The organism is Marinoscillum pacificum (assembly GCF_024714495.1).
Classification (GTDB): Bacteria; Bacteroidota; Bacteroidia; order Cytophagales; family Cyclobacteriaceae; genus Marinoscillum; species Marinoscillum pacificum.
Genome location: NZ_JAMZMJ010000009.1, coordinates 131716 through 150725 on the forward strand (window position 1 = coordinate 131716; position 19010 = coordinate 150725).

A 19010-nucleotide genomic window follows, 5' to 3' on the forward strand; every position below is an offset into this window, starting at 1 on the left:
CCCATTGTTGAAAAGGTCAAATTAATTCACACACATATCTGACAAAACCGCCAAAATGCATCTTCACATATTCCAATAGTATTTTAGACTAACGAAACCACTCGTACAAAATTGGAGTTGCGCATGATGCTTTATATCACAAATAACTTCATAATTTATATTATGAAAAATACGTGGCGCCACGTATTTTTCTAAGTATTGCCTCGTAAAAGACTTTGATTCGATACTTTATGAATAAATTCTCCGTAATTTTTCCCAACCAACCTTATCAATAGATAAACCACCTATGCCCTATTCCTGTAAGTGGATATTTTTAATTCTCGTATTTTTTTCAATACACCAGAACTGCCATTCAGCGCAAGTACCTGCCGGAAACACCCGCATTTCTACTTTGAAGGAGAAACTGTCAACTGCCAGCCTTACAGATCAGGTAAATCTATACAATGAAATTTGTGATGAGTTTGAAAGAATCGCTATTGATTCCAGTCTATTCTATGCTCAGAAAGGGCTTCAGATTAGCCAGAAGGTCAACTATCTGGAAGGTGAAATTAAGAGCCTGAACAACATAGGGTATCACTACCATGAAAAAGGAATGTATGATCAAGCACTTTCCTATCATCAGAAAGCATTGGATGAAGCTATTCAAAACCACAACAAACAATCTGAAGCCAAGAGCTGGAACTTCATAGCACGTGTTCATCGATCATTGTCCAATATGCCCAAGGCTATTGACTGCTTTTTAAAATCTCTCAATTTGAGATACGAAATAGGAGATAGCACAGGTATTGGGATCGTAAGTGGAAATCTTGGTTACCTGTATTGGTCTCTTAATGATTATGAAAATGCCGAAAAGTACCTTAACCAGGCTTTGCATATTGATTTGATATTAAAAGACACTATTTACATAGCTTCAGACTACCTAAATCTTGGCTTATTGGCCCAAAAAAGAGGGAAACTCAAAGAAGGAATAGAATTATCAGAGAGAGCCATGGCTCTTTTCACCATCAAAGAGGATTGGGAAAGCGTGGCCATTTTGTATGGAAACATCTCTCTAATGTACTCAGAACAAGGAAAATTCCCTCAGGCGCTTGCCTATCTTGACAAGTCATTTGAGATGAAAAAAGCCATCAACAACTCCAGGTCACTGACTTACACTTATGGCAATTATCAAAAAATCTACCAGGACAATAACCAAATGACCAAAGCCATTGAGGCAGGAGAAGAAGCTCTCGAATTTTTAAAAGATCATCCTAATATAGAAGTAAGTCAACGTGTGCTTGGTAGACTTGCTGAAGCCTATGAAACGGTGGGAAACTACAACAAAGCTTACTCTGCCTTACAAGAGTTTAACACAGTAAAAGATTCGATTCTTGACATAGAGAAATCACGACAAATTAAGCAACTCCAAACAATCTATGAAACGAATCAAAAAGATCTAACAATAGCACAACAAGAAGGTGAACTAAAACTTGCAAATGCTGCAAATGCTTTTAAAAGTAAACTGACCTGGACCATCTCGATCGGTCTGATTCTCGTATTTATCTCCATTTTCCTTTTCAGATCTTATCGATTTGCCATTAAATCAAAGAGAATGGAAAAAGAGTTTACTCAGCAATTGTTACTTGCACACGAACACGAGCGCAAACGCATTTCACAAGACTTGCATGATTCCGTTGGTCAAAGCCTGATACTCATTAAAAATAAGGTCTCATTACATAGTGACAACACAACCGCCGATATGGTCAGTAAAGCTCTCGAGGAAGTGCGATCGATCTCCAAAGCCTTGCATCCTTCTACATTGGATAAAATTGGCCTAACAGCCAGTATAGAAAAGCAATTGGAAGAGCTTGATAAGCACACCGATATATTCTTATCATATGAGGTTGATAATATCGACAGCCTCTTTGACAAGGATCAAGAACTTCAGATTTACCGAATTTTTCAGGAGTCAATTAACAACTTAATTAAGCATTCTAAAACCAAATCCGCACTTATAAAAATAGAAAACCAATCCACGCTTGTCAGATTAGAAATCACCGACTATGGCGTGGGATTTGACCTGACATCTGATGCGAGCTCCTTGCAAGGGCTGGGTATGAAAACGCTAAAAGAACGCACCCAACTACTCAATGGAAAGATTCTGGTGGATTCAACTAAAGGAAAAGGAACAAGCGTTATTTTGCACGTAAACAAACCGACCCAACATGTTTGAACCGTCTGAGCTTAGTTTGGTAATTGCCGATGATCATCCTTTATTATTACAAGGACTCAAAGACACTTTAGAGCATTATCATTTCAAACAAATTAATACCTGCTCCAATGGAACCAGCGCTTTGGAAGCCATCATTCAGCACAAACCAGATCTAGCCATTTTGGATATTGAAATGCCTTACCTTTCCGGCCTAGCTGTAGCCGAGGAATGTAAAAAACGAGGTATTGATACTAAGGTAATTATCTTATCCTATCACAAAGAATACAAGTTTGTAGCAAAAGCCAAAGCACTCAATATCAGCGGATATATCTTGAAAGAAGACACCACCACAGAGATCTATAAATGCTTGGAACAAGTCTATTACAATAAGTTTTATTACAGCCCTTCAATCAGTGAAGAAGTCGCTAGTTCAGACCTGATTACTCAAAAATTACAGCAGCTGTCACCGTCAGAATTAAAAATATTAAAACTCATTGCTGATTCCCTGGGGTCACAAACCATTGCTGAGATGCTTCACATATCCGAACGGACTGTAGAGAAGCATCGCAGCAACATTATCACCAAATTAGACATTGCCAAGCAGCCAAATAGCCTTTCCATTTGGGCCATTGAACAACGTCATGTAATTGAAGAACTGTAGTTATTCATCCCTCAATGAATTCACTGGATTTTTATAGGCAACTTTTAGAGATTGATAAGTGATCGTTGCTATGGCTACCATGAAGGCTCCTATAATCGCAACAGCAAATACCCACCAGTCAATGGTAGTTCTATAGGCAAAATTCGCCAACCATTGATCCACACAATACCATGATAGTGGGCCTGCAATCAGTACTGCAACAATTAGCAGCGAGGAGAACTCTGAAGAGAAAGACACCCAAAGCTCGGTGATGCTGGCTCCCAGCACTTTTCTAATGCCTAATTCTTTCACTCTTCTGTCCGCTGCAAAAGCAGCTAAACCAAATAATCCTAGGCATCCAATCACTAGAGCCAAAGCGGTGAAAACACTTAGAACTACCCCCATTCGCTGTTCAAATAAGAAAGCTCTCTCAAACTCCTGATCCATAAAACTATATTCGAACGGAACTGTAGCATCTGCAGATGCCAATACTTCCTCAACTTGCTGAATTACCTCCATTAGCAGAGCGGATGATTGCACTCTAGACTCATTTAACTTAAGTGAAAAAAAACTCAATCCTGCACCGTAATCCCAAACCTGATCATTTTTGTGATTAATCATGACTAAAGGGGAGATATTAGATTTGGCACTGTGGATATTGAAATCCTTGACCACTCCAATCACTTCAAACTCATCTTCATCTCCGGATGCCAAAGCGATTTTCTTCCCTACAATCTCGGCTTCATCAGACCACCCCAGTACTTTCACTGCAGATTCATTGATAATGACCTTGTACTTATCTGCTGGCCTTGAGGAGTCATAGTTTCTACCCTCGACAAACTCTACATGCAAAAGGTCCAAATAATCACCTTCCAATCGAACGTTATTCATTTGAACGACTTCACTATTGACTTCTGCCGCCATGTATCGATCTCCTGATAAGATGTTTGGAGGAAGACCGAAAGACTTTCCAACTTTAGTAAAAGCAGGTATTGACTCCAACTGTGATTTCAATTGTTCAGTCTCGAACCCAAATTGCTCAATATTGTGAATCTGTAGCACATTCTCTTTATCCATTCCCAGGTCGAGATTGGAGACATATTTTAATTGTTTCTGAACAAAAGCAGCACAAATGATGAGTGCAATGGAGACTGTAAACTGAAAAACAACCAATCCATTTCTCACCCACTTTCCTCCTATGGCATGACCTGAGTGACCTTTCAGCGCTTGCACAGGTTTGAAAGCAGAAATCACCATGGCAGGATAGAAGCCAGCTAAACCTCCCACGATCAGTATAAAAGCAAGAATTGCCAATATGACGGTCGGTTGACTAAGCAAGTCCACTAAATCCATTTCTTTGAATGTGAGCATATTGAACCAGTCCACAGAAAGAAAGACCAAACCTATTCCCAACAGAGAAGCCAACGCCACGTACATGATGGATTCTAAAATGAATTGATTAACCAAAATGGTCCTGGCAGAACCCAATACTTTCCTCACACCTACTTCCTTAGCTCTACCTGTAGATCGTGCCGTTGATAAGTTCATGAAGTTGATTGCTGACAATAACAGCACCAAAACACCTATGGCTGTGAATATTTTAATGAACAAAGGATTTCCTGTTGGCCCTAATCCATGATCAGCTGGACTACCGTCACTGTATACCGTACCTAATGATTGTAGTTCCAAAGTCCATGGATGTCCCTTGGTGAATTCCTCTACGGTTTGATTGAATATTCTTTCGGTAGTTGGGGCAGCCCACTTGGCAGGGAGTCCCTGAATTCGTTTTTCTAACTGAGCAACATCGACATTAGGTTTTACCAAAACATACGTCCCAAATATGTTCCAGATCCACTTCCATCCATTCATATCCATCTGATCTTGATAACTAGACATAGAAGCCAGCATATCAAATTGCAAGTGAGACTGTTCTGGAATATTCTTCAATATCCCGACTATTTTAAAGGACTTCCATTTACCATCCCATTCTTTGATTTCGACAGTTTGATTCACTAAATCAGCCATCACAGCGTCATCACCGAAATACCTCGAAGCTGTTTCCTCTGTCAAAACAATACTGTTCGGCTGAGAAAAAGCAGTTTGCGCATTTCCATGGAGTAGAGTGAAACCGAATAGCTTAAAGAAATTGTCTTCAGCTCCAAAGATCCGATCCTCTTTAAAAATCGTCTGCTTTTGATCCGGAGTAACCACCAAAGAGCCAATTTGCATCACTCTAGTTACCTCCTCAAATTCAGGTACTTCTTCCCGCAGTGCGGTAGCCACATTAGGTCCGGTGCTGGCAATCATCTCGTCCCAGTCACCCCAGATACTAGGTTGATTGACACGGTAGATCCGATCTGCTTTTGTATGAAATTTATCGTAGTTCAGCTCATCGTAGACATAGAGACTAATCATCAAACAAGCTGCTATGCCGAGTGTGAGACCAAAAAGGTTGATTAAGGTGAATTGTTTCTGCCTCAGCGCATTGCGCCAAGCCAGCGTCATCATGTTTTTGAACATACCTGTATTATTGAGTTTAATTGATCCAAAAATTGGGCGTACGATTCCTGGTCTGAAGAACCGGATCACATTCCAGGCAAATCGTCGCCTGGCTTTGGTTGCCCCAAAGTCCTCTACATCTTGCTCAAATTGCTCCTCCAGATCTCCCAGAATGAATTCCTGCAGATTTTTGCGACAATACCACTGGAAAAACCAGATAAAAAGTCCTGGGGGTCTCTGATTATTCATGAGAAAATTTGAGTTGGGGTGTGAGCTCCCACAGACTGGTTCGAGCATCTTTCATTTCCTGAAGAAGTGCTTTCCCAGCATTGGTGATTCTAAAATAGCGCTTGCGCCTTCCTCCTCTGGCCTGAGTAGCACCTCCCATATCTGATTGTAGAAATCCTTTTTCCTCCAATCGGTAAAGGGTGATGTGCACTGAACTCAGGTTTACCTCGCGGTTTTGATGCTCTTTGATCGCACTAACGATGGTGTTTCCATAGGCATCATCATTGAGGATCAAGACTACTGTGAGGATGAGCTCCTCAAACTCTCCTAAGAAATTGGTTCTTCCCATTACTATTGAATTTGTAAAACTAATGTACGGAAGTATTTCTATTTAAGTTGTAAAAGAAATAGAAATAATAGGAATTTTTAATTCAAACCATTAGAGATTACTGTATTATTTCATGAAGAAAAGACTGTTTACTCATCTCTCAAGCATTTGGTTGGGTTAACTCGTGAGGCCCAATATGCATGGGAACCAACGATCCCGAAAGAAATCAATCCTGCCAACATTCCTACTATAGCAAATATGTGATAAGGCATGTCTATGCGATATACGAAATTTTCCAACCATGACTGACTAACCCAAAAAGCTACAGGAATTGCCAATATAAAGGCAATCACAACCCACCCCATAAACGTCTTGGAGAGTAAGAATACTATTTGATAAGTGTTTGCTCCAATTACTTTTCGTATGCCTACTTCTTTAGTTCTGGCTTGAATCACCCCCCAGGAAAGAGCTATTAACCCAAATAAAACTATAATAATGGTTGCTCTTGAAAAAGCATTAACAATTTTCAATAACTTCAAGTCATCCTGATGATACTTTAAAAACTTTTCGTAGGTAGAATAGTAAATCATAGGATCATTTGGAAGGATCTCATTCCAGACGTTCTCAACTTGCTCCAGTACATCTTTCCTATTCTTACCAGAATAATTCAGGATAATTCGATAATAATTATCCTTGTCCCCGATCTCAATTATGGCAGGTTTGATAGAGCTATAAGCAGAAGCGTTCACAAAATCGTCAACTATACCAAGAGCAGGCTCATCTAATTTTGGAATCTTCCCATCATCGGCGCTTTGCCAACCTAATTTCTGTGCCAATGTTTCATTGATATAGTATCCATTCCTAACCATCTCATTTGGAAGAGTAATACCAACCGTAGATAAATAATCCTTATCTCCGGTTATTCTTAATATCTCGGATTGAAATCCATCGATATGATAAAACCATACACCTCCTCCAACGGGTGCTCCATAAGTCAAGGAGGCATTTTCTACAATTCGTTGAGAAAGTATTTCTGTTTTCAGCAAACTCATTTTACTTCTGGAATCCCTAATGGCTACTTCAAATACAAGTAAATCCTTTTCCATACCCATTGGACGGTCTTTCACATAATTGATTTGATCAACTATGATTAGGCTACAAATTATTAAGGAAATGGAAATCATGAATTGTGGAACCAGGAATAGCCTGGCCATTCGAGAACTTATACTTTTGCCCTTATTCAATAGCTTTAAAGGACTGGACTTTTTTAACTTTTCATAAGCAAGAACTCCGATAACTATTATCAAAATCAGCATCACACCAGACCAACATGCCACGACTTTATAATTAAAAAGATCATTTGGTTTTAGATTAATTTCCAACCACTGGTTTGTCTGAGGCAGTAGCAAAGAACTAATAAAGATTGCAACAAATGACCCGATGACCATAAAGACACCTACATCAATCATGACAGACCTTCGCAGTACCATAGCCCCAACACCGAAAACTTGCTTTATGCCTAGTTCTTTTCTTCTTCTATAAGATGACAATAAGAATAGATTGGTGAAATTAAAAACGATTACAATCAACACAAGAATTACAATACTCCAGCCTATAAAATATATAGTTGGTGATGTGTAATGATTGAAACTCCAGGAATGATCTGCATCGAAATGAACTTCTTCAAGTGACTGCAAATGCAAACGACATTCATAATCTGTTTGCGCAGTTATCTCCTTACCCCTATTAATTAGTGATTCATTTAAAGAAGCTTTTGATTGCTTAACGTAAAATACGGATTGAGTAATTGTTTCTGGAATAGGGACTACTGCATCAAACTTTAGTCCAGAATTGTAAGAAGAGATATCAATTACTCCAGATACAACAAAAGACATCTTGCTTCCTCTTTCATTCACCTCAACTATCTGACCCACTGGATTTTTTGAATAAAACATTCGAAAGGCCATTTCCGATGAAAGTATGATTTCATTTTTTTCAAGAGGAGACTCATCACTTGTATTCTGAAGTTCCAATTCGAAAAAAGATAGAAAATTAGTATCAACAGCGATAACTAAGGGTTCCAAAAAATCATTAGAAGATGCTGCAATTGAGGTGATTTCACTTTTACTAATGCGACACGAATTGGCATACTCAGGACAATCACTTCTTAGGTATGATGTAGCATCATCTGGAATAGAAGACATCCAAGCGTCACTATTGGGATCAATAAAATCATCTATTAATATTCTAAATACTTCTGACTTGCTAGTTAAGTAGTTGTCTACATCAGATGCTTTGGTCAGAAAAGAAAGTAACAAATGAATTAACGTCAATCCTACTACTAAACTGCCAATGATTAAGGCAGAATAGATCTTTTGTCTCCATAGAATTCGAAAAGAACTCCTAACCTGGTCTTTAAAAATGGGTAGTAGCATTGATTTATTAGTTAATAGTGGCTTTAATAGTCCTGGTCTGAATAACCTTAAGACCTCCAAAGAAAATCTCCACCTTGACGGGTTAATCTCAAACCTTTCCAGCAAATCGCCCTCTATGTCTTCCACATAGTCCGGATGACAAAACCAGCGGAAGAAGCTAAGTAGATATTTTGGTGGCGAAGGCTTTTTATTCATCTCTCAGCGTATTGACAGGATTAGCCGAAGCTGCTTTGAACACCTTTAAGCCTACAGTAAGTCCAGGAACTAAAACCATAATTGATAGGGCCATTGCAAATGAAGCCAACCCTAACTGCATGTGATAAGCATAGAAATGTCCGAACAGCACCCCTTCTATGAGGAGGGTTGCTAAAACGCATCCAACGATAAATGCTGCAAAAATGTAAACCACAAAGTCCTTAAGAATGAGACGAATCATATGGCTCATTGTAGCTCCAAATATTTTTCTGATCCCAACTTCCTTTGTGCGTTTTTGAACGCTTAGCGAAACAATGGAATAAAATCCCGCAGCAGACATAATCATGGTAGCAATGGCCAAAAACAAACACAGATTACGGATGATTGAGTTGATATGCAGCTGTTTATAAATCATCATAGACTGCCCAAATCCGTTAAATGGTTGATTTGGATTTATTTGATACCAGACCTGCTCTAATGTACTCAGTACTTCAGATGCGTTTTCATTACTCGATGTACTGATGTATTGAAATTGTAAGGGTGAAGCATAAGTGAAAATACAAGCAGGCTCTTCCTGTGTTAACCCAAACTCCTTGTGGTTTTTAACAATACCAACTACAGTAAAAGTTACCTCACCAATTAACACATCCTTACCTATAGGATCAGTGTAACCTAGTTCAGCAGCTAGTTTTTCGTTGATAACTACATTCTCTTGATCACTAACTCCTTGTAAACCTCTCCCTTGAATCAATTCTATTCCCACCGTTTCAAGATAATTGACCCCTACACTCAACTCCTGAGCATCATACCCCAAATCTTCTTTTTCTTTCCTAATCGTTACTTCTGTAGATTGTCCAATTATTTGAGAGGACCCAGCTATGTTATTAAGGATAGGAGTTTGCTTTAAGGCTTTAATCAGCTCGTTTTGCTGGTCACTCTGATTTACAGCAATCACCTGCACCTCATGCAATCCATATCCAAAATCAAGTTGCTGCTGATAGTCGGCATTTTGTGTTAATACAATGGCTCCAACAATAGCAAAACATGCCACAATAAACTGTCCCACCAGCAAAGACCTGGTTAGCCACCCCATTTTCATGACACTGGTCTTGCCTTTCAGAATTTGAACTGGTTGGTATTTGCTAATCTTAATGGATGGATATATTCCGGAAAGTACTCCCACCAAAAGTGGAAACCCAACGATAAAACTCAATACTCTTATTTCCAATGCATATCTCAAGTCTAATGTTTGCTCAAAAAGACCATTGTAGGCAATAATCAGGTAATGAGCAATGATAAAAGCTACTACAACACTTATCAGGCAGAGAAGCATATTCTCTATTAATAGTTGACCGATCAGCTGAGTACGCGTGCCGCCAATGACCTTCCTGACACCTATTTCTTTCAATCGATTTCCAGAAAAAGCAATGGCCGTATTCGTGAAATTAAAGCTAGCCGTTATTAGAATGAGCAAAGACAAGATAGAGGTGATTCCAACAAGAAATCCAACAGCATTTCGATTGAGCATTCTTCCTCTTACCCAGTTTGGCAAATCAATATCCGAAGTAAGTGCAAGCTCTGAAAATGGCTGTAAATAAAACTTTGAAGCAGTGAATTGCCTATCCGCACCTTCGTTAAAACTCTTCGCATAAGAGGATAGCGTTTCACTCACTTGCCCTGGTGATGTTTTATCTGCCAGCTCAAGAAAAATAGAAATCTGTTCATTGGAGGTCCAGTCCTGCCCAGCATTATAAATCCTATCAAAAGGCATCAGTACATCAAACAAAATGCTCGTATTCTCTGGTACCGTTTGTGTGACAGCTCCTACAGTAAATAGATGTTTTTGATCGCCGATATAGATCTGTATTTCTTTACCTACAGGGTCCAGGTCATTGAAATATTTTTGTGCTGTATTTCTACTTAGCACGACAGCATTCCTTCCTTTCAAATTGGAGATACTTCCATAAACCAAAGGGAAATTGAGCATTTCAATCAGAGACATATCAGCTAAATGGATTTTCTCACTAAAGGATTTTCCATTGGATTTTACAATCCCAGACCCAACATTTAGCCTCGCAAACTTACTAACGCCCGGAACCTCATCTTGAAGCACATTCCCTAAAGCAACTGGTGACAATCCCCAGTCTTCTTTTCCGTCTTGTGATACCCTTGTAGTATTGACTCGATAGACATTTTCAGACACCGGCTGATGATATTCATCAAACCGAAGTTTATAATCAAGGTTAAGAAAACTCACCAGACAACAAGCCAAAGCAAATCCCATCCCTAACATATTGATCAGCACATAGGTCTTGTGCTTTTTCAAATTTCTGTAGGCTATTTTGACATCATTCAGAAGTGTATCCATAAGACGCAAGCGAGGAATTAACGATGATTTGTGTATCAAACCAAATCGTAAAAGCTTAATCACTTCTAAGAAAAATATCCAATTAGATGGTTGCCGATCATATCGCTCCAACAAATCCCCCTCTATGTCTTCCACATAGTCTGGGTGACAAAACCATCGGAAGAAGCTGATCAGAAATTTCGGTGGCGAAGGATTTTTATTCATCCTTTAGTGATTTCACAGGATTGGCTACTGCTACACTTACAGTTTTGAAACTCATGGTGATCAATGATACCACCAATGTGATCATTGCTGCCATGGCAAACACTCCCCAACCAATGCTGATGCTGTAAGCAAAGTTTTGAAGCCATTCATTCATTACGTACCAGGAAAGTGGCACTGCTACACAAAGAGCTATTAAGAAGAGCTTGACAAAACTCATGGACAACAACCTCACAATTTGGCCAACGGATGCCCCAAGAACCTTTCTTATACCGATCTCCTTTGCGCGCTGAGCCGTGCTATATATGGTTAGGCCAAGTAAACCCAAACAAGCGATAAACATGGCAATACCTGAGAACACACTAAATACAGATCCAAACCGATCATCTGCTTCATACTGATCATTAAAATTTTGGTCAAGAAAGTAACTGACCATAGGTCTTTGAGGTACCAATTCCTGCCATTGGCTGTCAATAGACGCCAATGCTTTGCTTATGTCATTTGATTTCAGCCTTAAAGACAACATTGAAGTTGTCTCCGCTGTAGAGTATCGCAGGGATAAGGGCTCAATTCGGTCATGAAGGGATACATAATTGAAGTCTTTCACCACACCCACTACATGACCTGTCCTATTCCATTGATCAAATTGCTTTCCAATGATATCCTCTGGATTGGGATAGCCATATAGTTTGGCCGCAGCCTCATTCACAATTAACGAATTGGCCGAATCGGCAGGAAAGTCTCGGGAGAAATTCCTTCCTGCTACGATTTCCATTTTATATGTTGGAATAAAGTCATCATCTATTTCATAAATAGCTGGTGAACGCATGATCATTTCTCCCTGTTCATTTTCTATTTTGGTACCTGCATCAGGAAAGAAGAATCCAGGAACAGCACGAGATGCCGCTACTGCTTCTACATGTTCGTTTTTTAACAGCTCATTTTTAATGTATTTCAAATGCTTTTGTACTTTCGGATCCCAACCATAATCCACCACCAACATTTGTTGAGAATCATAACCCAGTTCATAGTTTCGTATAAAATCTAATTGAGTAAATACTACTGTAGTACCAACCAGCAATATGATCGACAAAGCAAACTGTACAACAACCAATGACTGACGCAGTAACGTCCCAGAAGAGGAAGTTTTGAATGCTCCTTTGAGAACTTTAGCTGGTTTGAAGTTAGACAATACCAAAGCCGGATAACTTCCTGACAATATGCCTACCAATAAAATACCTCCTATGAATATTCCAATAAACTGAGGTGACATCAACCACTCAACTGACAGCTCTTTCCCAGATATAACCTCTAGAAACGGCACTGACAAAATCACCGTAAACAAGGCCAATATTCCTGATAATAAAACAATCACCATGGATTCTATAAGGAACTGAGCAATCAAAGTAGTCCTGAAGGAACCTATAACCTTGCGAATGGCAACTTCTTTAGCACGTTCTACAGCTCTGGCGGTAGATAAATTCATAAAGTTGATACATGCTATTAGCAATACAAATACAGCTACTGTCAAAAACATGTAGATATTGGAAAGGCTACCTGTTGGTCCCGGCTGACGCAATGCGTCAGAATATAAATAAGCATCAGAAACAGGCTCTATCTGGAAGTTGTAATAATTCTTTGCATTACCTGCATGGTTCTCAAGCACTTGAGGAATTTGTGAAATTATACTGGCTATATCAGTTTCAGGTTTAATCGTGAAGTAGGTATAAAAATCCACGTAATCCCACGTAGTAAACACGCTTGGTCTTCTGCTCTGAAACGTACTCATAGAGATCATCGCATCGAAGGAAAAATGAGAATTGGAAGGAATATCTTCCATGACACCTGTCACTTCAAAAGGATCCTTATTTTCCATGATCACTGTTTGACCAACAGGATTCTCATCTCCAAAGTACTTCTTTGCCAGACTTTCAGTAAAAACAATGGTGTTTGGACGAACCAGGGCAGTCTCTGGATTTCCCTTCATCATCTTCCAACTAAAAACATCAAATGCCGTGGAGTCTGCAAATACGATGTTTTCTTCCTGAAATTTCTTATCTCCCGTAGCGATGAGCCATGGCTCAGCACTAGTAAATCGAAATACATCTTCAACCTGAGGAAATTCTTGCTTTAGAGCCGGACCCACAGGCGCACAGCCCCAAACTTGATACTCAAAACTCGAGGGCACTGATGGATTACCATAAGCACCTAAAACCCGATAAGTTCTTTCATATTTTTCGTTGTATTTATCATATGACAGTTCATTCTGAACATAAATCATGATAAGAATGCTGCATGCTATTCCTACAGAGAGTCCTGCGACATTGAGCACCGAAAAGGCCTTGTGCCTCACCATGTTTCTAAAGGCGATTTTGATGTAGTTTTTGATCATTGCGTTTGGTAGTATTGAGTTAGTCCTAAATAGTGGCCGAATAAGTCCCGGCCTGAGTAGTTTGAGTATTTCTAGAAAAAAGAACCACCGCGCTCTGGATAAACCTTTCTCACCGCGCTTGTATTCAAAGCGCTCCAGCAAGTCTCCTTCTATGTCCTCCACAAAATCCGGATGGCAAAACCATCGGAAGAGGATAAGTAAGTATTTGGGTGGATATTTATGGTTCTTTTCCATTTTTAATCATCGAATCAAAAGTCCTCCCTTTAGTCCCGATAGTCATCGGGAGGGGAGTAAAATTGTTTGTCGTTACCTTTTATCCAATGCAAAATCAGGAATAGCATTCCAAAGGCCTAGTCGTTGCTCTTTGGTTTCGCGAAGGATTGTTTGACCATGTTGTGTCAAGGCAAAAAAACGTTTACGCTTTCCTCCTCTTACAGCCGTTGCTTCTCCAAACTCAGATTTCAAATACCCTTTCTTCTCTAACCGACGCAGCACTGTCTGGAGTGAACCAATGCTCACTTTGCGATCCAGGCGTTTCTCCATCTCCTCAATGATGCTAATTCCGTAAGCATCTCCTTGCAGGATGGCTACGGTCAGCATGACCACTTCTTCAAATTCTCCGAGTTGATATTTTCCCATGATGAATATATTTACCTTAAACGTAGTTAATATGTTTCATCAAGTCCAAAATATTTTTACCTTAATTGTAGTTTTTAATACAAAACCATTGCTCAAAGCTCAATTTGAATGATTTAGAAGCGGTTACTTTTTGCGCTCTACCGTACGAACGCCGAAGATCGGCCCTGCTCTATTGCCAATATGTGGTTTGAAATCAACCTGTACTTTTTCCTTGTCTTGTGTTAAACCTTCAGGAATGGAATAGGTCACTTGTATGAATTGACCATCGGCTTTTCCAGAAATATTCTCGGTGGAAATGACCTGATCATCTACTACAATATCAAAGGTTTTAGATCCGGTAAACCCACCCCAATATTCAACGGTAAGATCCATTGCCGATTTCGGTTTCACCTTCATTTCCATACCAAACCATCCACCTCGATTGGCTACTCGTCCTTTTCTATTTCGGAAATCAATCACGTAAATACTATCTCCGGCGAAGGAATGATCTCTCTCGGGCTGCATTTCTCCAGGCTGAAAGAAGTCAAAGGTCAAAGCCTCTAATTGCTGTTTTTCAATCTGTTTTTGTTCATATTCTGATTGGAAGGCTTTCCACTCCTCGTCATTGAACAAATCAAAATAAACCGTGTAGCGTCGATCATGAGTCTTATAAAATGGCTTTAGCAAGACATCTCTTGGATAACCCACCTGGTTGGTTTTGAAGGTATTTGGCTCATTCAAAGGCATTAGCCAATCTGATGGATTTCGTGTTTGCGCCAAAAGCACTGGCACATTTCCAGGCTCATAAGACATCTCCAACGTATCCGGACCAATATCTCCTGCTAACACCACTGGTCCATAAAACAGAGCTACTCTACTGGAGTCATCTGGCATTTGCTCCATTCTTAGCGTAAAAGGTAGCTTTACTTCTACTCGATCTCCATCTTCCCATGTTCGGTTAACAGAAACGAAACTTCCTGGCTCACCCTTAACTTCTTGTAGTTCTCCATTGATCAATAGTTTCATACCATTTTCGGCCCATTTTGGATACCGCAAATTGAGGGTAAACGCTGTAGGTGAATCAATTGACAATTCCAGTGTTGTTCCCTGCTCCTCAGGATAGGCGGTGATTTGTTTTACCACAACTCCCATTTCTTCCCAATTCAGTTCAGACGCCACATACTGACTTACATACAAGGACTGGTCGCCTAGAAAATAAAGATGTTGACCATATTTGCTGTGTGTTTCCATACCTGTCCCTACACAGCAAGTAAACCATAAAGGATCCTCATAGGCCTTCTTCCCTCCCATCTCTAAGGATAAGTTGTAAATCACTCTTCCGGTTTCTGGATGTTGAGATGACAGAATGTGATTGAATAATGCGCGCTCATAATAATCAGCTATTTCTGCCTGTGGTTGCCACTCAAACAAATGCCCTGAAAGCTTCAGCATGTTGTAAACATTACATGTCTCAGTGGTCTCATCACTCAAGCGATTGGTCAATTGGTCTTCTGGGCCGAAATATTCGTGATTACCATGTCCACCAGTCACATAACTATGGTGATTGACCACTGTAGACCAGAAAAATTCAGCGGCATGTTTTTCATTTTGATCTCCAGTCAGTTCATACAGTCTTGCCGATGCAATCAGCTTTGGAATCTGCGTGTTTCCATGCTTCCCAGGTAAAATATCTTCTCCTTGAGCTAAAGGATCTATGATATCATCATCGTGAAATTTCCTGGTAAGAGCTAAAAATGTGGTATCTCCTGTATCGGCATACAAATCTGCCAGCGGTTCGTGAATACCTCCAAATTCGCAAGCAAGCATTGTTTGAATTTGATCGTTAGTCAAGGGATTTACAATTGTTGCTATCCAGTTGGCTAGTTTTTTAGCAACCTCTAAAGCTTGCGTATTGCCACAATAGTGATATGCATCGCGTAAACCAGCTAGGGTTTTATGTTCATTGTACCAGGGCACCCAAATCCCATTCAAATCAAATCCCTGAGAACGAATATTTCCTTTAGCCACTTCTTCCTCCAATATTCGTTTACCATCTGGAAATGCCCCAATAAATCCATCACCATCTGCTTCCTGACACACTTTCAATTCGTTCACTATATAAGTAACTCGTTCCTTAAAACGCTCATCGTCCGTGGAGGCATACATCAATGCACATCCACTCAAATAATGACCCAACGAGTGCCCAGATATAGTTTCTGCTTCCCAACCTTCATAATGATCAGCCTTAGGCTCTAATCCAGCCGCTTTTCGAAAGTTAGCCAACAGCCGATCAGGCTCATAAGCCAACAAACTCTGTTTATTCAGATTCAAGGCATTCTGAAAGGGTCCATCCAATATTCTAACCTTCTCTAATGATGCCGATCGGACCTCAAAAATTTGATCGGATGAATTCTCATTCTTAGTAGGCGAACATCCAATTATTAGGGCTGCAACTATCGGGCAGCATAGATTAAAAAATTTCAACTTCATGAATTCCACTGGCATATTCTTTAGGTAATTGAAGTTCAAGGCGAACCGATTTCGTTTTTAAAGATTTAAAATCAACTCGATTCCATTCGTCTTTCTTGACATCATACTTGGTCTGAACAGGTAGCCAGGAATCATCTTTTTTATACTTCACCACCCAACTAGCTGGAATTCGACATCCTCCATCTGGTCCATCATCAAACCAATAAACTTTAACTCCAGAGATGGATTTCACCTGATCGAAATCAAACTGAACCCATTCTGTCGTATCCTTTTTGGGCCACCAATGAATAATAGAATTCGTCTGATCGGATGAACTAGATGGAAGCAATTGATCCTTTATAGCATAAGATCTCTTATTTTCTGATGTAGTGATATCGCTTTGGTAAACGATAGTTGGAGCAGGAACTGGAGTCACAGCATCTTGAGTATAAGGCAACCAAACGCTCATTTCACCTGCTCCTCTGTTGTTCCATAGATGATATGGAATTAGTTGCACGGTTTGAGTTCCCTCAGCTGCCACCTGACCGTCTAACGTTTTTCGAACTGTTTTGCTTTCTCCTGAAAGAGCGATTATTCCTCCTAATTTTTGTGATTGAACAGGACTCCAGGTTTGATTTTCATCAAACACCTGTCCCAAAGCTTTCCCGTTTGGCACATCAGGCCATTCCACACAGTAAAGCAGTGGCCCTCTTTCTACAGCATATTTCTCTAAGTCAGCAGTAACTTCAGGTCGCGCCTTTATTTTATGGACTTCAAATGGAAACTTGATTTGAATGAGATCATCTTTCCAAGATTTTTCCAATTGGATATACCCAGCCTTATCCACTTCAAATTCTTGTGCTTGTCCATTGACCGATAATTCTATAGAAGGTTTTGTCTCATTGAGATAGCTATACAATCCACACGGAGCTGGCTGACCATTTACATAACCAGGCACTCGTAAATGAATGGTTGCGTTGGATTCTTTTTCAGATTTAACTCGTAACTCAACATTTCCTTGCCAGGGAAATCCACTTTGCTGACTAATCTCAACTTCGCTGATATCTGTCAGAAATGTAGTTTGACTGGAAACATACAGGTTCACATATAAGTCATTTCCTTTTTGCGCATAAATGTAGCCAGGCATGGAAGGTAAAAACCTCGAAACATTTGGAGGACAGCAGGCACATCCAAACCATTCGCTTCTCGCATGCTGACCATTAGAAGCCAATGGGTTTGGGTAGAAAAAATGATCACCTGACAAGGAAACACCGTCCAAAATATTGTTGTACATCGTGCGCTCGAGCACATCAATGTATTTGCTCTCCCCTGTCATCAAGAACATGCGATGATTCCAAAGCGCATTCCCTACCCCTGCACAGGTTTCACAGTATGCCGTCATATTCGGCAATACAAACGGATCATCAAACCCTTCATGATTGCCAGTAGCACCTATTCCACCATTGATATAGTATTTGGTTCCAACCACGTCATTCCATATGGCCTTGATGGCTGCAGTGTAGGTGGTATCTCCGGTGATCGCGGCAATATCCGCCATGGCAGTCCACATATAAGTAGCTCGCACTGAATGCCCCACTGCCTCTCGTTGATCCACCACAGGAATGTGTGACTGGTCATACGTTTTAGGCTGACCTACACCTGGCTTTCCTCGTACGTCCAGGAAGAATTTGGCCAGATTTAGATATTTCTCATCACCCGTTGCCCGATATAATTTCACCAAACCAATCTCGATTTCCTGATGTCCAGGATAGTCTTCTAATTTGTTAGGACCGAAAACATCATCTACCAAATCTGCGCTTTTGATAGCAATCTCAAGTAACGAACGCTTGCCCGTGGCTTCATAATGTGCCACAGCTGCTTCATACATATGTCCCAGGTTATACAGTTCATGGCTCAAGTCATGCACCAATTCCCATCGCTCATTCCCAGCCCATTCGTGCAATGGTTTTCCAATGGTACGATTAGTATAGAGATACCCGTCTGGCTCCTGCGCTGCTGCAATGAAGTCAATCAGTGAATCGATCATTACTTCCATTGCCGGATCCGGAAAAGTTTGCAAGCTATAACTAGCCGCTTCTATGATTTTATAAATGTCTGAATCATCAAATGGGTAGATCGAACAGAATCCTCCTTCTGCCAAACCTCCGGCTATTTTAAAATTCTTGATTCTACCAGATTCCTGACTTTTTTGAACAGCTATCGGGATAGTAACATCATGATTGGTTCTGATCTTTTTTGACCAAAAATCATCCAATACTTCTACTGACTGAAAGGACACAGGACTTATTGGATAACCAGAAACAGGCTTTTCTGTAGTGGGTTGAGAACATGATGTAACTACCAGGTAACTCAACAATAGGATAGTAAAAAATCGCATCACAGGGAATTAAGTGTTGATTGTACAATTTAACAAACTTGACCGTTT

Annotated in this window: 10 protein-coding genes; 2 read left to right on the forward strand and 8 right to left on the reverse strand. The window is 40.1% G+C overall.

The genetic code is table 11. The features are described 5' to 3' along the window. The first annotated feature begins 286 nt into the window (after nucleotides 1-286). On the forward strand, nucleotides 287-2212 hold the full coding sequence (locus NXS00_RS18740; protein WP_506530937.1) for a tetratricopeptide repeat-containing sensor histidine kinase: 1926 nt from the start codon (nucleotides 287-289) through the stop codon (nucleotides 2210-2212). After that, entirely contained in the window at nucleotides 2205-2852 is a 648-nt protein-coding gene (locus tag NXS00_RS18745; RefSeq protein WP_258100794.1) for a response regulator, read from the forward strand. The genes NXS00_RS18740 and NXS00_RS18745 overlap by 8 nt, the downstream gene beginning before the upstream one ends. Here the strand turns inward: NXS00_RS18745 and NXS00_RS18750 are convergent, their stop codons facing one another. The 8 genes from NXS00_RS18750 to NXS00_RS18785 all read right to left on the reverse strand — a co-directional run bounded on the left by NXS00_RS18750 (nucleotide 2853) and on the right by NXS00_RS18785 (nucleotide 18962). Further along, nucleotides 2853-5579 carry an ABC transporter permease gene (locus NXS00_RS18750; RefSeq protein ID WP_258100795.1) on the reverse strand — a complete coding sequence of 909 codons (2727 nt, stop codon included), beginning with the start codon at nucleotides 5577-5579 and terminating at the stop codon, nucleotides 2853-2855. Then, on the reverse strand, nucleotides 5572-5907 hold the full coding sequence (locus NXS00_RS18755; RefSeq protein WP_258100796.1) for a PadR family transcriptional regulator: 336 nt from the start codon (nucleotides 5905-5907) through the stop codon (nucleotides 5572-5574). The genes NXS00_RS18750 and NXS00_RS18755 overlap by 8 nt, the downstream gene beginning before the upstream one ends. 128 nt (nucleotides 5908-6035) lie before the next feature. Further along, nucleotides 6036-8516 (reverse strand): FtsX-like permease family protein, encoded by a 2481-nt coding sequence (locus NXS00_RS18760; protein ID WP_258100797.1) that lies wholly within the window; start codon nucleotides 8514-8516, stop codon nucleotides 6036-6038. After that, nucleotides 8509-11088 carry an ABC transporter permease gene (locus tag NXS00_RS18765; protein ID WP_258100798.1) on the reverse strand — a complete coding sequence of 860 codons (2580 nt, stop codon included), beginning with the start codon at nucleotides 11086-11088 and terminating at the stop codon, nucleotides 8509-8511. The genes NXS00_RS18760 and NXS00_RS18765 overlap by 8 nt, the downstream gene beginning before the upstream one ends. After that, nucleotides 11081-13711 carry an ABC transporter permease gene (locus NXS00_RS18770; protein ID WP_258100799.1) on the reverse strand — a complete coding sequence of 877 codons (2631 nt, stop codon included), beginning with the start codon at nucleotides 13709-13711 and terminating at the stop codon, nucleotides 11081-11083. Before NXS00_RS18770 ends, NXS00_RS18765 begins: the two co-directional genes overlap by 8 nt. A gap of 72 nt (nucleotides 13712-13783) precedes the next feature. Continuing rightward, nucleotides 13784-14116 (reverse strand): PadR family transcriptional regulator, encoded by a 333-nt coding sequence (locus NXS00_RS18775; RefSeq protein WP_258100800.1) that lies wholly within the window; start codon nucleotides 14114-14116, stop codon nucleotides 13784-13786. A 123-nt stretch (nucleotides 14117-14239) separates the two neighbouring features. After that, entirely contained in the window at nucleotides 14240-16585 is a 2346-nt protein-coding gene (locus NXS00_RS18780; RefSeq protein ID WP_258100801.1) for a glycoside hydrolase family 127 protein, read from the reverse strand. Next, complete coding sequence (locus NXS00_RS18785) at nucleotides 16566-18962, reverse strand: glycoside hydrolase family 127 protein (protein WP_258100802.1); 2397 nt, start codon at nucleotides 18960-18962, stop codon at nucleotides 16566-16568. The genes NXS00_RS18780 and NXS00_RS18785 overlap by 20 nt, the downstream gene beginning before the upstream one ends. Nucleotides 18963-19010: the final 48 nt, after the last annotated feature.

Excerpts from the sequence above, each read along its gene's own strand:
- NXS00_RS18770 (WP_258100799.1), bottom strand. The coding sequence starts at position 13,711 with ATGGAAAAGAACCATAAATATCCACCCAAATACTTACTTATCCTCTTC.
- NXS00_RS18750 (WP_258100795.1), bottom strand. The coding sequence starts at position 5,579 with ATGAATAATCAGAGACCCCCAGGACTTTTTATCTGGTTTTTCCAGTGG.
- NXS00_RS18745 (WP_258100794.1), top strand. The coding sequence starts at position 2,205 with ATGTTTGAACCGTCTGAGCTTAGTTTGGTAATTGCCGATGATCATCCT.
- NXS00_RS18765 (WP_258100798.1), bottom strand. The coding sequence starts at position 11,088 with ATGAATAAAAATCCTTCGCCACCGAAATTTCTGATCAGCTTCTTCCGA.
- NXS00_RS18740 (WP_506530937.1), top strand. The coding sequence starts at position 287 with ATGCCCTATTCCTGTAAGTGGATATTTTTAATTCTCGTATTTTTTTCA.
- NXS00_RS18775 (WP_258100800.1), bottom strand. The coding sequence starts at position 14,116 with ATGGGAAAATATCAACTCGGAGAATTTGAAGAAGTGGTCATGCTGACC.
- NXS00_RS18760 (WP_258100797.1), bottom strand. The coding sequence starts at position 8,516 with ATGAATAAAAAGCCTTCGCCACCAAAATATCTACTTAGCTTCTTCCGC.
- NXS00_RS18780 (WP_258100801.1), bottom strand. The coding sequence starts at position 16,585 with ATGAAGTTGAAATTTTTTAATCTATGCTGCCCGATAGTTGCAGCCCTA.
- NXS00_RS18785 (WP_258100802.1), bottom strand. The coding sequence starts at position 18,962 with ATGCGATTTTTTACTATCCTATTGTTGAGTTACCTGGTAGTTACATCA.
- NXS00_RS18755 (WP_258100796.1), bottom strand. The coding sequence starts at position 5,907 with ATGGGAAGAACCAATTTCTTAGGAGAGTTTGAGGAGCTCATCCTCACA.